The 17,666-nt window shown below is 60.4% G+C and carries 22 protein-coding genes; all 22 read left to right on the top strand.

Features of this window, described 5'->3' with window-relative positions; translation table 11 throughout:
* Positions 1-190: 190 nt before the first annotated feature.
* The 22 genes from AACZ65_RS06135 to AACZ65_RS06240 all read left to right on the top strand — a co-directional run bounded on the left by AACZ65_RS06135 (position 191) and on the right by AACZ65_RS06240 (position 17,652).
* Complete coding sequence (locus AACZ65_RS06135; protein ID WP_037271593.1) at positions 191-556, top strand: NADH-quinone oxidoreductase subunit A; 366 nt, start codon at positions 191-193, stop codon at positions 554-556.
* Entirely contained in the window at positions 547-1,080 is a 534-nt protein-coding gene (locus tag AACZ65_RS06140) for an NADH-quinone oxidoreductase subunit B family protein (protein ID WP_339668939.1), read from the top strand. The genes AACZ65_RS06135 and AACZ65_RS06140 overlap by 10 nt, the downstream gene beginning before the upstream one ends.
* Positions 1,077-1,679: an NADH-quinone oxidoreductase subunit C gene (locus AACZ65_RS06145; RefSeq protein ID WP_339668940.1), complete on the top strand. Its 603-nt coding sequence runs from the start codon at positions 1,077-1,079 to the stop codon at positions 1,677-1,679. The genes AACZ65_RS06140 and AACZ65_RS06145 overlap by 4 nt, the downstream gene beginning before the upstream one ends.
* The gene (locus tag AACZ65_RS06150) at positions 1,679-2,899 is read left to right on the top strand and encodes an NADH-quinone oxidoreductase subunit D (RefSeq protein WP_339668942.1); all 1,221 of its coding nucleotides are present in this window, start codon (positions 1,679-1,681) and stop codon (positions 2,897-2,899) included. The genes AACZ65_RS06145 and AACZ65_RS06150 overlap by 1 nt, the downstream gene beginning before the upstream one ends.
* A complete protein-coding gene (locus AACZ65_RS06155) occupies positions 2,899-3,261 on the top strand; it encodes a hypothetical protein (RefSeq protein ID WP_339668944.1) in 363 nt (120 codons plus the stop codon). The genes AACZ65_RS06150 and AACZ65_RS06155 overlap by 1 nt, the downstream gene beginning before the upstream one ends.
* A gap of 38 nt (positions 3,262-3,299) precedes the next feature.
* Positions 3,300-4,010: a hypothetical protein gene (locus tag AACZ65_RS06160; protein ID WP_037271599.1), complete on the top strand. Its 711-nt coding sequence runs from the start codon at positions 3,300-3,302 to the stop codon at positions 4,008-4,010.
* Positions 4,007-4,288 carry a hypothetical protein gene (locus tag AACZ65_RS06165; RefSeq protein ID WP_339668948.1) on the top strand — a complete coding sequence of 94 codons (282 nt, stop codon included), beginning with the start codon at positions 4,007-4,009 and terminating at the stop codon, positions 4,286-4,288. The genes AACZ65_RS06160 and AACZ65_RS06165 overlap by 4 nt, the downstream gene beginning before the upstream one ends.
* A 2-nt stretch (positions 4,289-4,290) precedes the next feature.
* Entirely contained in the window at positions 4,291-5,481 is a 1,191-nt protein-coding gene (locus AACZ65_RS06170; protein WP_339668950.1) for an NADH-quinone oxidoreductase subunit E, read from the top strand.
* 35 nt (positions 5,482-5,516) lie between these two features.
* Positions 5,517-6,191: an NADH:ubiquinone oxidoreductase gene (locus tag AACZ65_RS06175; RefSeq protein ID WP_339668952.1), complete on the top strand. Its 675-nt coding sequence runs from the start codon at positions 5,517-5,519 to the stop codon at positions 6,189-6,191.
* A complete protein-coding gene (locus AACZ65_RS06180; RefSeq protein ID WP_037271609.1) occupies positions 6,188-6,427 on the top strand; it encodes a DUF5337 domain-containing protein in 240 nt (79 codons plus the stop codon). Before AACZ65_RS06175 ends, AACZ65_RS06180 begins: the two co-directional genes overlap by 4 nt.
* A gap of 4 nt (positions 6,428-6,431) precedes the next feature.
* Positions 6,432-7,727, top strand: coding sequence for an NADH-quinone oxidoreductase subunit NuoF (gene nuoF / locus AACZ65_RS06185; protein ID WP_339668954.1), 1,296 nt, complete (start codon positions 6,432-6,434; stop codon positions 7,725-7,727).
* Positions 7,724-8,077, top strand: a complete 354-nt coding sequence (locus AACZ65_RS06190; RefSeq protein ID WP_339668956.1) for a hypothetical protein — start codon at positions 7,724-7,726, stop codon at positions 8,075-8,077. Before nuoF ends, AACZ65_RS06190 begins: the two co-directional genes overlap by 4 nt.
* 124 nt (positions 8,078-8,201) lie before the next feature.
* Positions 8,202-8,612, top strand: coding sequence for a DUF5333 domain-containing protein (locus tag AACZ65_RS06195; protein ID WP_037271627.1), 411 nt, complete (start codon positions 8,202-8,204; stop codon positions 8,610-8,612).
* A gap of 6 nt (positions 8,613-8,618) precedes the next feature.
* Positions 8,619-10,607: an NADH-quinone oxidoreductase subunit NuoG gene (gene nuoG / locus AACZ65_RS06200; RefSeq protein WP_339668959.1), complete on the top strand. Its 1,989-nt coding sequence runs from the start codon at positions 8,619-8,621 to the stop codon at positions 10,605-10,607.
* A gap of 2 nt (positions 10,608-10,609) precedes the next feature.
* Complete coding sequence (locus AACZ65_RS06205; RefSeq protein ID WP_339668990.1) at positions 10,610-10,993, top strand: hypothetical protein; 384 nt, start codon at positions 10,610-10,612, stop codon at positions 10,991-10,993.
* Between the two features lie 7 nt (positions 10,994-11,000).
* Complete coding sequence (gene nuoH, locus AACZ65_RS06210) at positions 11,001-12,038, top strand: NADH-quinone oxidoreductase subunit NuoH (RefSeq protein ID WP_037271635.1); 1,038 nt, start codon at positions 11,001-11,003, stop codon at positions 12,036-12,038.
* Positions 12,039-12,041: 3 nt separating this feature from the next.
* Complete coding sequence (gene nuoI / locus AACZ65_RS06215) at positions 12,042-12,536, top strand: NADH-quinone oxidoreductase subunit NuoI (RefSeq protein ID WP_037271638.1); 495 nt, start codon at positions 12,042-12,044, stop codon at positions 12,534-12,536.
* On the top strand, positions 12,533-12,946 hold the full coding sequence (locus AACZ65_RS06220) for a carboxymuconolactone decarboxylase family protein (RefSeq protein ID WP_037271640.1): 414 nt from the start codon (positions 12,533-12,535) through the stop codon (positions 12,944-12,946). The genes nuoI and AACZ65_RS06220 overlap by 4 nt, the downstream gene beginning before the upstream one ends.
* Complete coding sequence (locus tag AACZ65_RS06225) at positions 12,943-13,551, top strand: NADH-quinone oxidoreductase subunit J (RefSeq protein ID WP_339668963.1); 609 nt, start codon at positions 12,943-12,945, stop codon at positions 13,549-13,551. Before AACZ65_RS06220 ends, AACZ65_RS06225 begins: the two co-directional genes overlap by 4 nt.
* Positions 13,552-13,689: 138 nt before the next feature.
* Positions 13,690-13,995, top strand: coding sequence for an NADH-quinone oxidoreductase subunit NuoK (gene nuoK / locus AACZ65_RS06230; protein WP_037271644.1), 306 nt, complete (start codon positions 13,690-13,692; stop codon positions 13,993-13,995).
* Between the two features lie 4 nt (positions 13,996-13,999).
* Positions 14,000-16,105: an NADH-quinone oxidoreductase subunit L gene (gene nuoL, locus AACZ65_RS06235; RefSeq protein WP_339668964.1), complete on the top strand. Its 2,106-nt coding sequence runs from the start codon at positions 14,000-14,002 to the stop codon at positions 16,103-16,105.
* On the top strand, positions 16,105-17,652 hold the full coding sequence (locus AACZ65_RS06240; protein WP_339668965.1) for an NADH-quinone oxidoreductase subunit M: 1,548 nt from the start codon (positions 16,105-16,107) through the stop codon (positions 17,650-17,652). The genes nuoL and AACZ65_RS06240 overlap by 1 nt, the downstream gene beginning before the upstream one ends.
* The last annotated feature ends 14 nt before the right edge of the window (positions 17,653-17,666 follow it).

Consider the following 17,666-nt stretch of genomic DNA (forward strand, 5'->3'; position numbering starts at 1 on the left):
AAGGTGCCGGGGGGACGGGTGAATTGCGTCCCATACAGCATACCGTCGTATGCAAAACATGAAAATCCGGTGTTTGTGGGGGCCAAACCTGCGCGCGCTCGGTTGACCCCTGCACGGGGCGGGTTTAAACCCGGCATAGTCATGCAGCCATCTTGATGCGCCGATCCATGCGCATGAAAGGAGCCACCTCGTGGAAGAGATGCTGAGGGAATACCTTCCCATCCTCGTTTTCCTGGCCGTTGCCATAGGATTGGGCCTTGTTCTTATCCTTGCCGCTGTCGTTCTTGCCGTGCGCAACCCCGATCCTGAAAAGGTCAGCGCGTATGAATGTGGCTTTAACGCCTTTGACGACGCGCGGATGAAGTTCGATGTGCGATTCTATCTCGTGTCGATCTTGTTCATCATCTTCGATCTCGAAATCGCGCTGCTCTTTCCGTGGGCCGTGGCCTTTCAGGATCTGAGCATGGCGTCGTTCTGGTCGATGATGGTGTTTCTGGCCGTTCTGACCGCCGGCTTCGCCTATGAGTGGCGCAAAGGAGCGATGGAATGGCAGTGATGACGGGGGCCCATACCGCAGGGCCGGATCGCGAAGTGGCGACGCAGGCGCTGAACGCCGAGTTGCAGGACAAGGGTTTCCTGCTGACCTCGACCGAGGATATCATCAATTGGGCGCGCACCGGGTCCTTGCACTGGATGACCTTTGGTCTGGCGTGCTGTGCGGTCGAGATGATGCATACCGCGATGCCGCGCTATGATGTGGAGCGGTTCGGCTTTGCCCCGCGCGCCTCGCCCCGGCAATCGGACGTGATGATCGTGGCCGGCACGCTGACCAACAAGATGGCGCCCGCGCTGCGCAAGGTCTATGACCAGATGCCCGAGCCACGCTATGTCATCTCGATGGGATCGTGTGCCAATGGCGGCGGCTACTACCACTACAGCTACAGCGTCGTGCGCGGCTGTGACCGGATCGTGCCGGTGGATATCTACGTGCCCGGCTGCCCGCCCACGGCCGAGGCGCTGGTCTACGGGATCATGCAGTTGCAGCGCAAAATCCGCCGGACGGGGACGATCGTGAGATGAGCAAGCAACTCAAGGAACTGGGCGAGTATATCGAGGCCAAGCGCGCCGATTGCGTGCTGGGTTGGCAGATCGCGCATGGCGAGATCACCGTCGATGTGGCCCCCTCGAACATCGCCGGGCTGGCGGAGTTTCTAAAGACCGATCAGAACTGCGCCTTTTCCACGCTGGTGGACATCACCGCAGTGGACTGGCCCGAGCGGCCCAAGCGGTTCGACGTAGTCTATCACCTGCTCAGCATGTATCAGAACCATCGCATCCGCCTGCGCGTGGCGATCCGCGAGGAGGACATGATCCGCTCGCTCTGCGAGGTCTATCCGGCGGCCAACTGGTTCGAGCGCGAGGTGTTCGACATGTTCGGCATCATCTTTACCGGGCATCCCGACCTGCGCCGCATCCTCACCGATTACGGTTTTCGCGGCTATCCGCTGCGCAAGGATTTCCCGACCACGGGCTATACCGAGGTGCGCTATGACGAGGTGCAAAAGCGCGTCGTCTATGAGCCGGTGAGCCTTGTGCAGGAATATCGGCAGTTCGATTTCATGAGCCCGTGGGAGGGTGCCGAATACATCCTGCCGGGGGATGAGAAGGGGGCGAAATGATGGACGGCACCAAAGGGTTCGATGACGCCCTGACCGGCGAGCAGAAGATTCGCAATTTCAACATCAACTTTGGTCCGCAACACCCTGCGGCGCATGGCGTTTTGCGTCTTGTGCTGGAGCTGGACGGGGAATTGGTGGAACGCTGCGATCCGCATATTGGCCTGCTGCATCGCGGCACCGAGAAGCTGATGGAAAGCCGCACCTACCTGCAGAACCTGCCTTATTTCGACCGGCTGGATTACGTGGCGCCGATGAACCAGGAACATGCTTGGTGTCTGGCCATTGAAAGGCTGACCGGCGTCGAGGTGCCGCGCCGCGCGAGCCTGATCCGCGTGCTTTATTGCGAGATTGGTCGGATCCTGAACCACCTCTTGAACGTCACCACGCAGGCGATGGACGTGGGCGCGCTCACGCCGCCGCTCTGGGGCTTTGAAGAGCGTGAAAAGCTGATGGTGTTTTACGAGCGGGCCTGTGGCGCGCGTCTGCATGCGGCTTATTTTCGTCCCGGCGGCGTCCATCAGGACCTGCCGCCCGAGTTGATCGACGATATCGAGACTTGGGCCAATGAATTCCCGAGTGTGCTGGATGACATCGACGGTCTCTTGACTGAGAATCGGATATTCAAGCAGCGCAACGCCGATATCGGCGTGATCAGTCAGCAAGAGGCGCTCGACTGGGGCTTTAGCGGTGTGATGGTGCGCGGTTCTGGCATGGCCTGGGATTTGCGCCGGTCGCAGCCCTATGAATGCTATGACGAGTTCGATTTCCTTGTGCCCGTCGGCAAGAATGGCGATTGCTATGATCGCTACCTGTGCCGGATGGAGGAAATGCGCCAATCTCTGCGTATCATCCATCAGGCGATTGCCAAGCTGCGCGCGCCCGAGGGCCAAGGCGATATTCTGGCGCGGGGCAAGATCACCCCGCCGAAGCGTGGTGAGATGAAGCGTTCGATGGAAGCGCTGATTCATCACTTCAAGCTCTATACCGAAGGGTTCCATGTTCCGGCCGGCGAGGTTTACGCCGCGGTCGAGGCGCCCAAGGGGGAATTTGGGGTCTACCTTGTGGCGGATGGCACCAACCGGCCTTATCGCGCCAAGCTGCGCGCTCCGGGCTTCCTGCATCTGCAGGCGATGGATCATGTCGCCAAGGGCCATCAGCTTGCCGATGTGGCGGCGATCATCGGGACGATGGATGTCGTCTTTGGGGAGATCGACCGGTAATGAGCTGGGCAAGCCTTGCCATAGCGCTTTCGGGCGCGGGGGTGCTGGTGACGGGGGCTTTGGCCGCGCTCTTCCTGCGCGACCCAGTGGCAGGGATGGTGGCCACAACCCATCGCGCCGAGCAATTGCCGCAGGTGATGGCCAATCGCTATGTCGCGATGCTGGTGCTTGCGTTGGGCGCGACCCTCTATGGGGATCTGAAGGCGATTGCGCTGCTCTTTGCAGCCTTTTCCTATATGGCCTTTCACGATGCCTGGATTTACGCGCGAGCGGGGCAAGCAGTGGGCAAGCATATCGGCGCAGGCGTTGCCGCGCTGATCGTGGTTCTAGTGGCGAGTTTGGCGATGGGGCAGGCTGGATGAGGGGTTTGGTTACACTGGTGCTTTGTACCTTGCCGGTCATGGCCCAAGCGCAAGCTGTGTCCTCGGAACGGATCGAGGAATTCGTGGGAGTCATGGCGCAGTATGGCTGTCGCATGTCGCCCTATCAGGCCGACAAGGTGATGCCCGAGGCAGGATTCGCCGACAAGGACGAGACCAAGGCCATCACCGAGCAACTCGTCAGCGAAGAGCGCGCGCGCATCCTCGATGGGCAGCTTGTGGTCTTTGGCGGTGTCTGTGGTGGCAAGCTGGATTATTCGGGGCGCGAACGCTTCTTTGCTGCGATTGCCGACAATAATTGTGTGATGACCATCGACGAGGCCAAGCTCTTGTTGCCGCGTGTGGGCGTTGAGATGACCGAGGTCCAGCTCTTGATGGACAAGATGGAGCGGATGGCGGAAATCCGTGTGTCTGCGGATCAAAAGGCGGTATTTCTGGAGCCGAGCCTGTGCGAGAAATTCAAGGGCCTGTCGGCGGATATGATCGCCAGCAACCCCGAGATCACCGCGCCGCAACGTGGGCCCGACGAGCTGCGTGCCGATTTCATCGCTTACATGAAAAGCGCCGGGTGTCGTCTGAGCCGGGCAGAGGCCGATAGCCAATTACCGGCGGCCGGGTTCACCACCAAGGAATTGCGCCCGGTCATTGGCAAGATGTTGCAAGAGGGAGAGGCGGTGATGAACACCGCGGATGACTCGCTCTCGCTTTCAGAAGAGGTGTGTTCGCAATGATCACCGTACGGATTGCGGCACTGGCCGCGTTTGGTTTTCTTGCAGGCTGTGCCCTGCCGCCAGAGGGTGTGGGCCAAGAGGGCATCGCGCGCTATGATGCGGCGGCAAAGTCGCTTGGATGCCAGCTTGTGACCGAGCCCGACTATCTGGCTGCCGAAATCCAGACCGGGCTAGAGCGGCAACAATTGCTGGATATAACCGCCTATAAACTGTCCTCGGGCGGGGCCGTTCGGCTGCCTGATGGGGGCGTGAAACTGACTACAGGAGCCTGTGCCTGAGAATGCTACGTCGCCTTTATCATCAACAGCCCGAGAGCTTTGCCTTTAGCCCCGCCAATCAGGCCTGGGCCGAGGGGCAGATCAGCAAATATCCCGAGGGACGTCAGGCCAGCGCGATCATCCCGCTCTTGTGGCGGGCTCAAGAGCAAGAGGGCTGGTTGAGCCGTCCGGCGATCGAGCATGTGGCGGACATGCTGGGCATGGATTACATCCGCGCGCTGGAAGTGGCGACATTCTATTTCATGTTCCAATTGCAGCCGGTTGGCAGTGTGGCGCATTTCCAGATTTGCGGCACGACAACCTGCATGATCTGTGGTGCCGAGGATCTGATTGCGGTCTGCAAGGACAAGATCGCGCCCAAGGCGTTTGAATTGTCGGCGGATGGCAAGTTTTCCTGGGAAGAGGTCGAATGTCTGGGCGCATGCGCCAATGCCCCCATGGCGCAGATCGGCAAGGATTATTACGAAGATCTGACCGCCGCGCGGTTCGCGGAGATCATCGACGAGTTGGCGGCAGGCAAGGTGCCGGTGCCGGGGCCGCAGAATGGGCGTTATGCCGCCGAGCCGAAATCGGGGCTGACCAGCCTCAAGGAATTCGACAGCGGTCGCGCGCAGTATAACGCCAGCGCGCAGGCGGCGGTGGATATCGGCGACACGGTCAAGCGGATTGATGGCACCGAGGTGCCGCTCTTGACGCCGTGGCGCGACAAGGGGGCGATGCACAAACCCGCCCCTTCGGCGGTCAAGCAGAACGCCGAGCCGGTGGCCATTGTGACCAAGGTGGCAGCGGGCACGCCCGCAGATGCGACCGGTGCGACCAAGGCCGAGGCGCAGGCCAAATCGACGGCGAAACCGGATGCGGAGCCGGCGGCCAAGCCCGCGAAAGCGGCAGCCGAGGCTTCACCCGGCAAAAAGCCCGAGGTGCTGAGCGCTGCGCGCGAGAGCGGTCCGGATGACCTCAAGATGATCAAGGGGGTTGGCCCAAAGTTGGAGCAGCTATTGCACAGCATGGGCTTTTACCACTTCGATCAGATTGCGAAATGGACGGAAGAAGAGATCAGTTGGGTCGATCAGAACCTTGAGGGTTTCAAGGGACGGGTCAGCCGGGACAACTGGGTTGAGCAGGCAAAGTTGCTGGCGGACGGCAAAGAGACGGAGTTCTCTGCCCGTGCCAAGAAAGGTGGCGTTTACTGAATACGCCTGTCTGAACACAACAGGGGGTTACTGTCATGTCTGATACGTCGAAACTGAGCACTTGCCAGATCATAAGCTGGGGCCTCGCGCTCTTGTCCGGGGTTCTGGTGGTCTGGTCCACAGCCGAAGCGGTCGGGGTCTTTGCCGCGTTGCTGTTGGGAGTGGCATTTGCGGTGTTCTTTGGCCTCGTGATCTCGGGTCTGGTCTGCACCGGGTATCGCCCCGACGATCGCGGGATCGAGGCGCGTGATGTCGAGGCGACGTTGCGGGGCGTGACGGGGATCACCGGCTACAAGGCGCCGGATGTCGAGGACGAGGCGCCCGCGCCGGTATCCTCTCCGGTGGCAACCCCGGCGCAATCGGCGGCGGTTGTGGCTGAGACGAAGACGGAGGCGGCGTCAGAAGGCGCGGAGATGGGCACGAAGCCCGCAGCGCTTTCGGCTCCGCGCGGGGGGGCGGCGGATGACCTCAAGCAGATCAAGGGGGTGGGCCCCAAGCTTGAGGAGCTGTGTAACGAGTTGGGGTTTTACCACTTTGACCAGATCGCGGGCTGGACGGCGGCAGAGGTGGCATGGGTGGACGAGAACCTCAAAGGGTTCAAAGGCCGGGTGAGCCGCGACAATTGGGTCGAGCAGGCCAAGACCCTCGCCGCTGGTGGCGAGACAGAGTTTTCCAAACGCGTCGCATCGGGCGGCGTTTACGAGGAATGATGCAAGCGATGCGCAGTCAGGACAAAGACCGGCTAATGGCACGCAAGGGCCGCACCGTGGGTGTGGTGATTGCGGCGACCATGCTGATCTGGATGGCTGCGCAATGGCTGGGCGCACAGATGGGATGGCCGATCCGGTTTGTCTTTCTGTTCGATCTGGCCGCCATTGCCGCCTTTTTCTGGGCGTTGGTGGTGACTTATCAAATCTGGCGCATGCGCCGGGACAATCAGGGGTAGCGGAATGCTCAAGGACCAGGACCGTATCTTTACCAATCTCTACGGGATGCATGATCGCAGCCTCAAGGGGGCCTTGGCGCGTGGGCATTGGGATGGCACGGCCAAGATATTGCAGAACGGTCGCGATTGGATCGTGAACCAGATGAAGGCGAGCGGCCTGCGCGGGCGCGGCGGTGCGGGCTTTCCCACGGGTCTGAAATGGTCGTTCATGCCCAAGGAAAGCGACGGGCGGCCAAGCTATCTGGTGGTCAATGCCGATGAATCCGAACCCGGCACCTGCAAGGACCGCGAGATCATGCGCCATGATCCGCATACGCTGATCGAGGGCTGTCTGATCGCCAGCTTCGCGATGAACGCGCATGCCTGTTACATCTACATTCGCGGGGAATATATCCGCGAGAAAGAGGCGCTTCAGACCGCGATTGACGAGGCCTATGCGGCGCGGCTTGTGGGCAAGAACGCCTGCAAATCCGGTTGGGATTTCGACATCTATCTGCATCACGGGGCGGGCGCCTATATCTGCGGCGAGGAAACCGCGCTGCTGGAAAGCCTTGAGGGCAAGAAGGGCATGCCCCGGATGAAGCCGCCGTTTCCGGCGGGTGCGGGTCTCTATGGCTGTCCGACGACGGTGAACAACGTGGAATCGATTGCCGTGGTGCCGACCATCCTGCGGCGCGGGCCCGAGTGGTTTGCAGGCTTTGGCCGGCCCAACAATTCGGGCACCAAGCTCTTTGCGATTTCGGGCCATGTGAACAACCCTTGCGTCGTCGAAGAGGCGATGTCGATCACCTTTGAGGAGTTGATCGAGAAACATTGCGGCGGTATTCGCGGCGGTTGGGATAACCTCAAGGCCGTCATTCCCGGGGGGTCGTCCGTGCCCTGTATTCGCGGTGAATTCATGCGCGAGGCGATCATGGATTTCGATTACCTGCGCGAGCAGCGGTCGGGTCTTGGCACGGCGGCGGTGATCGTGATGGACAAGTCGACTGACATGATCAAGGCGATCTGGCGTCTGTCGAAATTCTACAAGCATGAGAGCTGCGGTCAGTGCACGCCCTGTCGCGAGGGCACCGGCTGGATGATGCGGGTGATGGATCGTCTGGTGCGCGGCGAGGCCGAGGTCGAGGAAATCGACATGCTGCTCGACGTGACCAAACAAGTCGAGGGCCACACGATCTGTGCGCTTGGCGATGCGGCGGCCTGGCCCATTCAGGGCCTCATCCGCAATTTCCGCGACGAGATCGAGGACCGGATCAAGGCCAAGCGCACTGGCCGCGTGAGCGCTGTGGCGGCGGAATGAGGGCGCTTGCATCATATCGCCGCGCGGGGCTGGTGCTGATCGCGTTGACTGTGCTGGCTGGTTGTGCCGAGCGCGAAGAGCGGGTGCTGTTCAACGGCAATTACTATCCCGGCAAGGCGCGAGCGGAAAAGCAGGATCGGCGTAATTTCACGGCTTCTGTGCGGCGGGCCGGGCGGGGCATCGAGGGGGCACAGCAGGCGGCGCTCTATGAGGCGACACGCTATTGCCTGGACAATTTCGGCACCTCCGAAATTGCTTGGGTGGGTGTGCCCGAGGGGGGCAAAGGGCCGGTCTATGCGCGGTCCGGGGATACGGTATCGGTAACGGGACGCTGCATCATATGGTCATAAACCGTTTCATATCAGGGGTTTGGCCCGCCTGCTATTGCATAGCAGGCGGCGTGGAACCCATCTGCGATGCAGATGGGCGAGCCACGATGGCCTGCCCCCACACTGATATGAAAGGAATGATCCGATGCGTGTGATCCTGTCTTTTGTTCTGAGCCTTGGTTTGGGGGCCTCGGGTGGCGTGGCCTCGGCCAGCGCCGGGTCGCTGGCACAAGAGGCCGATATCAACCAGGGCCTGTTCTATATGGCTGTCGCGGATGAAATCCGCAAACGCTGCGGCGACATCTCGCCGCGTGTCTTTACCGCCCTTGCCTATATGCGCGCGCTTAAGGATGAGGCGCAGTCGCGCGGCTACACCGAAGACGAGATCGAGGCTTACATCTCGGACAAGGACGAAAAGCGCAAGATTCGCGGGCGCAGTGACGACTATATCCGGTCGCAGGGTGCCATGCCCAACGACGAGCCGAGCCTGTGCGATCTAGGTCGCGCCGAAATCGCAAAGCAGAGCCCGATCGGCAAGTTTCTGAAAGCAAAGTGAGATACCATGTCTGACCTACGCAAGATCATCATCGACGATCACGAGATCGAGGTCGAGGGCGCGATGACCCTGATCCAGGCCTGCGAGCAGGCCGGGGTCGAGGTGCCACGGTTCTGCTACCACGAGCGGTTGTCGATTGCCGGGAATTGCCGGATGTGTCTTGTTGAGGTCGTCGGCGGCCCGCCCAAGCCTGCGGCAAGCTGTGCGATGCAGGTCAAGGACCTGCGGCCCGGTCCGGACGGCACGCCGCCGGTGGTCAAGACCAACAGTCCGATGGTCAAGAAGGCCCGTGAGGGGGTGATGGAATTCCTGCTCATCAATCATCCGCTCGATTGCCCGATCTGCGATCAGGGCGGCGAGTGCGACTTGCAGGATCAGGCCATGGCCTATGGTGTGGATTTCAGCCGCTACCGCGAGCCCAAGCGGGCGAGCGAGGATCTGGACCTTGGCCCCCTGGTCGAGACACATATGACGCGCTGCATCTCTTGCACGCGCTGTGTGCGCTTCACCTCCGAGGTGGCTGGGATCATGCAGATGGGCCAGACCGGGCGCGGCGAGGATGCCGAGATCACCAGCTATCTGGGTCAGACGCTCGACAGCAATCTGCAGGGCAATATCATCGACCTGTGCCCGGTGGGTGCGCTTGTGAGCAAACCCTATGCCTTTACCGCGCGCCCTTGGGAGTTGACCAAGACCGAGACCATCGATGTGATGGACGCGCTTGGCAGCAATATCCGCGTGGATTGCAAGGGGCGCGAGGTCATGCGCATCCTGCCGCGTAACCATGACGGCGTGAACGAGGAATGGATTTCCGACAAGACGCGCTTTGTCTGGGATGGGTTGCGGCGGCAGCGTCTGGACCGGCCCTATATCCGCGAGAACGGCAAGCTGCGCGTGGCCACATGGCCCGAGGCCCTGGCCAAGGTGGCGGAGGCGATCAAGGGTGCCAAGAAGCTGGCGGGTCTCGTGGGCGATCTGGTTCCTGTCGAGGCGGCCTTTGCCCTCAAGGGGTTGATCGAAGGGCAGGGCGGGACCGTGGAATGCCGCACCGACAAGGCGCGGCTGCCTGTGGGCAACCGCAGCGGCTATGTCGGCAATGTCGCTATCGAAGAGCTGGACACGGCCAGGAATGTGGTGCTGATCGGCACCGATCCGCGGGTTGAGGCACCGGTGCTCAATGCGCGTCTGCGCAAGGCTTGGATCAAGGGGGCCAACATCACGCTGGTCGGTCCAAAGGTCGATCTGACCTATGAATATACCCATGCCGGCACGGATCGTGCCGCCCTTGAGGGGCTGAACGTGCCTGAGGATACGATTGTCGTCGTCGGTATGGGCGCACTGCGCGAGGCCGATGGCGCGGCGGTTCTGGCTGCCGCGATGGCGCTGTCCGGGCGAATGCTGGTGCTGCATACGGCGGCGGGTCGTGTGGGCGCGATGGATGTGGGCGCCGTGACGGAAGGCGGGCTCGATGCCGCGATTGAGGGCGCGGATGTGATCTATAACCTCGGCGCGGACGAGGTCGAGATCGCGGCGGGACCTTTCGTGATCTATCAGGGCAGCCACGGCGATCGGGGCGCGCACCGCGCGGATGTGATCCTGCCGGGGGCGGCCTATACTGAGGAGCAGGGCCTGTTCGTGAATACCGAAGGCCGTCCGCAACTTGCGCTGCGCGCGGGCTTTGCCCCGGGTGAAGCCAAGGAAAACTGGGCGATCCTTCGTGCGCTCTCCGGGGAATTGGGGGCCGTGTTGCCCTATGACAGCATCGCCCAGTTGCGTCAGGCACTGGTCAAGGCGGTGCCGCATCTGAAGAAGGTGGATCAGGTTCCGGAAAATGACTGGCAGCCGTTGGAAAAGGATGCGCTTGGCAAGGCCGATTTCCGGTTGGCCATCGCGGATTTCTACCTGACCAATCCGATTGCCCGTGCCAGCGAGCTGATGGCGGAACTGAGCGCCAATGCCAAGGCACGCGGCACGCAGCCGATGGCGGCAGAGTGAGGATGGTCATGGCCGTCATATCGCCTCTGGCGCTCGGGCTGGCGGGCTGTGCGGACAGCACGGCACCCGTGCCCTTTGCGCCCGAGTATCGCGGGATCGAGACGCGGCTTCTGGATGGGGATCTGGTGAATTTTCACGTCAGCATGGGTGGCGCGCGTGATGCTGGCGACGTAGAGCGCTATGCCGAATGTGCCGCCGCGCAATATGCGCTGATCCGGGGTTACGGATTTGCGCGTCACCTGCGCACAAGTGTCTCGGAAGAGGCTGGCATCTGGCAGGGCGATGCGGTTTATACGATCTCGGCGGCCTTGCCCCGAGGGCTACTGACAATCGACGCTGAAGTCGTCGCCGCAAATTGTGCGGAAAACGGAATACCGATGGTGTGAGGACCTGATGGCTGAATTCTTTACAACCCCGCTGGGAACGTTTGTGATAATCCTGGCGCAATGCCTCGCGGTGGTGGGCTTTGTGATGGTCTCGCTCTTGTTCCTCGTCTATGGCGACCGCAAGATCTGGGCCGCTGTGCAGATGCGCCGGGGGCCCAATGTGGTGGGCACCTGGGGCCTTTTGCAGACCGTGGCAGACGCGCTGAAATACGTGGTCAAGGAGGTCGTCGTGCCGGCGGGGGCCGACAAGGCGGTGTTCATGCTGGCCCCGATGACGAGTTTCGTACTGGCGGTGCTGGCCTGGGCCGTGATCCCGATGAACGACGGCTGGGTGTTGTCCGATATCAACGTGGCGGTGCTCTTTGTTTTTGCCGTGTCCTCGCTTGAGGTCTATGGCGTGATCATGGGGGGCTGGGCGTCGAACTCCAAATACCCTTTCCTTGGCTCGTTGCGGTCGGCGGCGCAGATGATTTCCTATGAGGTGTCTCTGGGTTTGATCATCATTGGCGTGATCATTTCCACGGGCTCTCTCAATTTCAGTGCCATCGTCGGCGCGCAGGACACCGCCTATGGGTTCTTTGGCTGGTACTGGTTGCCGCATCTGCCGATGGTGTTCCTGTTCTTCATCAGTGCCTTGGCCGAAACGAACCGCCCGCCCTTCGACCTACCCGAGGCAGAATCGGAACTGGTGGCAGGCTATCAGGTGGAATATTCCTCGACTCCGTTCCTCTTGTTCATGGCGGGGGAATATATCGCGATTTTCCTGATGTGTGCGCTGATGAGCCTCTTGTTCTTTGGCGGCTGGCTCTCGCCCATTCCCGGGCTGCCGGATGGCGTGCTGTGGATGATCGCCAAGATGGCGTTCTTCTTCTTCCTCTTCGCCATGGTCAAGGCGATCACGCCGCGCTACCGCTACGATCAGTTGATGCGGATCGGTTGGAAAGTGTTTTTGCCCATGTCCTTGGGCTGGGTAGTGATCGTGGCGTTTCTTGCGAAATTCGAAGTGCTGGGCGGCTTCTGGGCCCGCTGGGCGATTGGAGGCTGATCCATGACCAAGATAGATTACGGACGCGCGGCGGGGTATTTCCTGCTCTCCGACTTCTTCAAAGGGTTCAAACTTGGGTTGAAATACTTTTTCGCGCCCAAGGCCACTGTGAATTATCCGCATGAAAAAGGCCCGCTTTCGGTGCGGTTCCGGGGCGAACATGCGTTGCGCCGCTACCCCAATGGCGAAGAACGCTGTATCGCGTGCAAGCTCTGCGAGGCGATCTGCCCGGCGCAGGCCATCACGATTGATGCGGAACCCCGAGACGACGGCAGCCGCCGCACCACGCGCTATGACATCGACATGACGAAATGCATCTATTGCGGCTTCTGTCAGGAGGCCTGTCCCGTGGATGCCATCGTCGAGGGGCCGAATTTCGAGTTCGCCACCGAAACCCGCGAAGAATTGTTCTATGACAAAGCGCGGCTTTTGGCCAATGGCGACCGTTGGGAGGCCGAAATTGCCCGCAACCTCGAGATGGATGCACCCTACCGATGAGCGATCCCACCAACCCCTTCGAGATGATGATGCGTCAGGCTCAGGAAATGGCCAAGGCGCTCAACCCGGCGCTTGAATCCTTTTCGCCCAAAGGGTTCGAGACCCTCTGGCCGACCATGCCCAAGGATTTCATGGAAATGAGCTTTGGCAAGGGGTTGAACAAGGAGGGGCTGGATGCCAAGACGCGCCTGCTCTTGACGCTTGCGGGGTTGACCATGCTGGGCGCACAGAGCGACACGCAAATCCGCATGACCGTGCGCCATGCACTTGAGGCCGGGGCGACACGCGACGAGATTGCCGAGACCATCGCACAGATGGCGATGTTCGCCGGTATCCCCTCGATGACGCGCGCCATGGATTTCGCCCGTGAGGTCATGGACCAAGGCGACAAGGAAGGAAAAGACAAATGACGTTTGCGGCCATGGCCTTTTATCTCTTTGCAGTGTCGCTCTTGACCGGCGGGTTGATGACGGTTGTCAGCCGTAACCCGGTGCATTCGGTGCTGTGGCTGATCCTGTCCTTTATCAGCGCAGCGGGGCTGTTCGTGCTGTTGGGGGCCGAGTTTGTGGCGATGCTGCTCATCATCGTCTACGTGGGCGCGGTTGCGGTGCTTTTCCTCTTCGTGGTGATGATGCTTGATGTTGATTTCGCCGAGTTGAAGGCGGAAATGGCGAAATACATGCCGCTGGCTCTGTTGATCGGGGTGATCCTGCTCATGCAATTCGGGTTGGCGTTCGGCAATTGGCAGATGGCGGATGGGGCTGAGGCCGCGCGCCGCGCAGTGACGCCCGATGGGGTCGAGAATACCGCCGCCTTGGGGCTGTTGCTTTATGATCAATATTTCATCCTGTTCCAGCTTTCGGGGCTGATCCTGCTCGTGGCGATGATCGGCGCAATCGTGCTGACGCTGCGGCACCGGACGGACGTCAAGCGGCAGGATGTGCTGGCGCAGATGTATCGCGACCCTGCCAAGGCGATGGAGCTCAGGGACGTGAAACCGGGGCAGGGGCTCTGATGGCGGAGCTTCTGCATCACGCGGTGTCTGCCGTCGGGCTGGCGGGGTTGGCCGCGATTTGGAGTGTTAAGATGCTGTTGGGCGCGTACGTCCTGCGCATCGTGAAAAGAAGAAGATTGAGGGTCAGAGGGTGAAACGATGATCGGACTTGAACATTATCTGACGGTGGCGGCAGCGCTGTTCGTCATCGGCATCTTTGGCCTCTTTCTGAACCGCAAGAATGTCATCATCCTGTTGATGTCCATCGAACTTATGCTGCTTTCGGTGAATATCAACCTTGTGGCGTTTTCGGCGCATCTGGGGGACATGGTAGGGCAAGTGTTCACGCTCTTTGTGCTGACCGTCGCTGCCGCAGAGGCCGCCATCGGCCTCGCAATTCTTGTCTGTTTCTTCCGCAATCGCGGCACGATCGCCGTCGAAGACGCCAATGTGATGAAAGGCTGAAGCCATGGAAACCACTCTCCTCTTCGCGCCTCTCGTGGGCGCGCTTCTAGCGGGTTTTGGCTGGCGCATCCTTGGCGACAAGGGCGCGCAATGGTTGACCACCGGACTGTTGTTCCTGTCCTGTATCCTAAGCTGGATTGTATTTCTGGGGCATGACGGCGTCACGCATCAGGTGCATATCCTCGACTGGGTACAGTCGGGCACGCTGGATACAGCCTGGGCGATCCGGCGGGACCGGCTGACCGCGATCATGCTCATCGTGATCACCACCGTCTCGGCGCTCGTTCATCTCTATTCCATGGGCTACATGGCGCATGACGACAATTTCCGCGAGAACGAGAGCTATCGGCCGCGGTTCTTTGCCTATCTGTCGTTCTTCACTTTCGCGATGCTGATGCTGGTGACGTCGGATAATCTCTTGCAGATGTTCTTTGGCTGGGAAGGTGTGGGCGTTGCTTCTTACCTGCTGATCGGCTTCTATTTCCGCAAACCCAGTGCCAATGCCGCCGCGATCAAGGCCTTCGTGGTGAACCGGGTGGGGGATTTCGGTTTTGCGCTTGGCATCATGGCGCTCTACTTCCTGACGGACTCGATCAAGTTCGACGACATCTTTGCCGCGGCCCCGATGCTGGCGGAAACGCAGTTGACGTTCCTGTGGACCGAATGGAACGCGGCCAATCTGATTGCCTTCCTGCTCTTTGTGGGCGCGATGGGTAAATCGGCGCAGCTGTTCCTGCACACTTGGTTGCCGGACGCGATGGAAGGCCCGACCCCGGTGTCGGCGCTCATTCACGCGGCGACCATGGTGACAGCGGGTGTCTTCCTTGTGTGTCGCATGTCGCCGCTGATGGAATACGCGCCCGAGGCGATGAGCTTTGTCGTCTTCCTCGGGGCCACGACCGCGTTTTTTGCCGCGACAGTGGGTCTGGTTCAGAATGACATCAAGCGCGTGATCGCCTATTCGACCTGCTCGCAGCTTGGCTATATGTTCGTGGCCGCTGGCGTGGGCGTCTATTCGGTGGCGATGTTCCACCTCTTCACGCATGCCTTCTTCAAGGCGATGCTGTTCCTGGGCGCGGGTTCGGTCATCCACGGGATGCATCACGAGCAGGACATGCGCAACTATGGCGGTCTGCGCAAAAAGCTGCCTTATACGTTCTGGGCAATGATGATCGGGACGCTGGCCATCACTGGCGTGGGCATTCCGCTCACCCATATCGGTTTTGCCGGGTTCCTCAGCAAGGATGCTGTGATCGAGAGTGCCTGGGCGGGGACACAAGGCGGTTATGCCTTCTGGATGTTGGTTATTGCGGCGCTGTTTACCTCTTTTTACAGCTGGCGTCTGATCTTCCTCACCTTCTTTGGCGAGGCGCGCGGCGACAAACACACGCATGAGCACGCACATGAAAGCCCGATGGTGATGCTGGTGCCTCTGGGTGTCTTGGCGCTTGGCGCGGTCTTTGCCGGGATGGTCTGGTACAACAGCTTCTTTGGCAGCCATGAGGCCGTGAACAAGTTCTTTGGAATCCCAGCGCATCACGCCGAGGCCTCTGAAGGGCATGGTGCGGAGGCGGATGCCGAGGCCAGCACGGGTCATGCTGAAGCGGCCACCCAAGAGGGGCACGAGGCCGTAGCCGACATGGCGCATGCCACGGCACCGCAAGGGGCCATCTTCATGCACCCCGACAATCACGTGATGGATGAGGCGCATCATGCGCCGAAATGGGTCAAGGTCAGCCCCTTTGTTGCGATGCTGATCGGGTTCCTGACGGCGGTCTGGTTCTATATCTGGGATCCGGCGATGCCCCGGCGCGTGGCCGAGACAAATCGCCCGCTCTACCTCTTCCTGCTCAACAAGTGGTATTTCGACGAGATCTTTGATTTTCTCTTCGTGCGGCCCGCCAAGGCGCTTGGCCATCTGTTGTGGAAACGTGGCGACGGGGACGTGATCGACGGCTCGATCAACGGTGTGGCGATGGGGATCATCCCGTGGTTCACCCGCATCGCCGGACGGGCGCAATCCGGCTACATCTTTACCTATGCCTTTGCCATGGTGATCGGAATCGCGGTTCTGGTGACTTGGATGACGATCTTCGGGGGAGCCAACTGATGGACAACCTGCTTTCCATTGTGACCTTCATCCCGGCGGTCGCGGCGGCAATTCTTGCGGTCTTTCTGCGCGGTTCGGACGAGGCGGCGCAGCGCAATGCCAAATGGGTGGCGCTGATAGCGACGACGCTGACCTTTGTCGTGTCCCTGTTTATCCTGTTCGAGTTCGATGCCTCGAACACCGGATTTCAGTTCGTCGAGGACCGCGAGTGGCTCTTGGGGCTGAAATACAAGATGGGGGTGGACGGGATCAGCGTGCTCTTTGTCATGCTCACCACCTTCATGATGCCGCTCACGATTGCGGCCTCCTGGGGCGTGACAACGCGCGTCAAGGAGTACATGATCGCTTTCCTCCTGTTGGAAACGCTGATGCTGGGCGTGTTCATGGCACTCGATCTTGTGCTTTTCTACCTCTTCTTCGAGGCGGGGCTGATTCCGATGTTCCTGATCATCGGTATCTGGGGCGGCAAGGAACGCATTTATGCGTCGTTCAAATTCTTCCTCTACACCTTCCTCGGCTCGGTGCTGATGCTGGTGGCGATGGTTGCGATGTTTTCGGATGCGGGCACCACGGATATTGCGGCACTGCTGAAACATGAGTTCGAAAGCGAGACTTTCTCGGTTCTGGGCGTGCATGTGATCGGTGGCATGCAGACGCTGATGTTCCTCGCGTTCTTTGCCAGCTTTGCGGTGAAGATGCCTATGTGGCCGGTGCATACATGGTTGCCCGACGCCCACGTGCAGGCGCCGACCGCAGGTTCGGTCGTGCTGGCGGCGATCCTCTTGAAGATGGGCGGCTATGGCTTCTTGCGCTTCAGCCTGCCGATGTTCCCGGTGGGGGCAGAGGTGCTGACGCCGCTGGTGCTGTGGATGAGTGCCATTGCGATTGTCTATACTTCGCTGGTGGCTCTGGCGCAGTCGGATATGAAAAAGCTGATCGCTTATTCGTCTGTGGCGCATATGGGTTATGTGACCATGGGGATTTTCGCAGCCAATCAGCAGGGCGTGGATGGTGCGATTTTCCAGATGCTGAGCCATGGCTTTATCTCGGGTGCGCTCTTTCTCTGCGTGGGCGTGATCTATGACCGGATGCACACCCGCGAGATTGACGCTTATGGCGGTCTCGTGAACCGGATGCCGGCCTATGCGCTGATCTTCATGTTCTTTACCATGGCCAATGTCGGCCTGCCGGGGACCTCTGGTTTCATTGGGGAATTCCTGACACTGGTCGGTATTTTCCAGGTCAACACATGGGTGGCGGCGGTGGCCACGACGGGTGTGATCCTGTCGGCGGCCTATGCGCTCTGGCTCTATCGGCGGGTAGTAATGGGCGATCTGATCAAGGAGAGCCTGCGGACGATCACCGACATGACCAAACGCGAGCGGGCAATCTTTGCGCCGCTGGTGGTGATGACGCTCTTGCTGGGTATCTATCCCCGGCTTGTGACCGATATCACCGGCCCCTCGGTCGAGGCGCTGATTTCCAACGTTGAGACGGCACAGGCGATGGCTGAGACCACGACGCAACATGCCGAAACCTCGCATTGAACCGGAGGCCCTGA

The organism is uncultured Roseovarius sp. (assembly GCF_963972555.1).
Taxonomy (GTDB): Bacteria; Pseudomonadota; Alphaproteobacteria; order Rhodobacterales; family Rhodobacteraceae; genus Roseovarius; species Roseovarius mucosus.

Excerpts from the sequence above, each read along its gene's own strand:
- AACZ65_RS06160 (WP_037271599.1), top strand. The coding sequence starts at position 3,300 with ATGGCCCAAGCGCAAGCTGTGTCCTCGGAACGGATCGAGGAATTCGTG.
- AACZ65_RS06180 (WP_037271609.1), top strand. The coding sequence starts at position 6,188 with ATGATGCAAGCGATGCGCAGTCAGGACAAAGACCGGCTAATGGCACGC.
- AACZ65_RS06240 (WP_339668965.1), top strand. The coding sequence starts at position 16,105 with ATGGACAACCTGCTTTCCATTGTGACCTTCATCCCGGCGGTCGCGGCG.
- nuoK (WP_037271644.1), top strand. The coding sequence starts at position 13,690 with ATGATCGGACTTGAACATTATCTGACGGTGGCGGCAGCGCTGTTCGTC.
- nuoH (WP_037271635.1), top strand. The coding sequence starts at position 11,001 with ATGGCTGAATTCTTTACAACCCCGCTGGGAACGTTTGTGATAATCCTG.
- AACZ65_RS06150 (WP_339668942.1), top strand. The coding sequence starts at position 1,679 with ATGGACGGCACCAAAGGGTTCGATGACGCCCTGACCGGCGAGCAGAAG.
- AACZ65_RS06165 (WP_339668948.1), top strand. The coding sequence starts at position 4,007 with ATGATCACCGTACGGATTGCGGCACTGGCCGCGTTTGGTTTTCTTGCA.
- AACZ65_RS06220 (WP_037271640.1), top strand. The coding sequence starts at position 12,533 with ATGAGCGATCCCACCAACCCCTTCGAGATGATGATGCGTCAGGCTCAG.
- AACZ65_RS06175 (WP_339668952.1), top strand. The coding sequence starts at position 5,517 with ATGTCTGATACGTCGAAACTGAGCACTTGCCAGATCATAAGCTGGGGC.
- nuoF (WP_339668954.1), top strand. The coding sequence starts at position 6,432 with ATGCTCAAGGACCAGGACCGTATCTTTACCAATCTCTACGGGATGCAT.
- AACZ65_RS06155 (WP_339668944.1), top strand. The coding sequence starts at position 2,899 with ATGAGCTGGGCAAGCCTTGCCATAGCGCTTTCGGGCGCGGGGGTGCTG.
- nuoG (WP_339668959.1), top strand. The coding sequence starts at position 8,619 with ATGTCTGACCTACGCAAGATCATCATCGACGATCACGAGATCGAGGTC.
- nuoI (WP_037271638.1), top strand. The coding sequence starts at position 12,042 with ATGACCAAGATAGATTACGGACGCGCGGCGGGGTATTTCCTGCTCTCC.
- AACZ65_RS06190 (WP_339668956.1), top strand. The coding sequence starts at position 7,724 with ATGAGGGCGCTTGCATCATATCGCCGCGCGGGGCTGGTGCTGATCGCG.
- nuoL (WP_339668964.1), top strand. The coding sequence starts at position 14,000 with ATGGAAACCACTCTCCTCTTCGCGCCTCTCGTGGGCGCGCTTCTAGCG.
- AACZ65_RS06225 (WP_339668963.1), top strand. The coding sequence starts at position 12,943 with ATGACGTTTGCGGCCATGGCCTTTTATCTCTTTGCAGTGTCGCTCTTG.
- AACZ65_RS06145 (WP_339668940.1), top strand. The coding sequence starts at position 1,077 with ATGAGCAAGCAACTCAAGGAACTGGGCGAGTATATCGAGGCCAAGCGC.
- AACZ65_RS06140 (WP_339668939.1), top strand. The coding sequence starts at position 547 with ATGGCAGTGATGACGGGGGCCCATACCGCAGGGCCGGATCGCGAAGTG.
- AACZ65_RS06205 (WP_339668990.1), top strand. The coding sequence starts at position 10,610 with ATGGTCATGGCCGTCATATCGCCTCTGGCGCTCGGGCTGGCGGGCTGT.
- AACZ65_RS06195 (WP_037271627.1), top strand. The coding sequence starts at position 8,202 with ATGCGTGTGATCCTGTCTTTTGTTCTGAGCCTTGGTTTGGGGGCCTCG.
- AACZ65_RS06170 (WP_339668950.1), top strand. The coding sequence starts at position 4,291 with ATGCTACGTCGCCTTTATCATCAACAGCCCGAGAGCTTTGCCTTTAGC.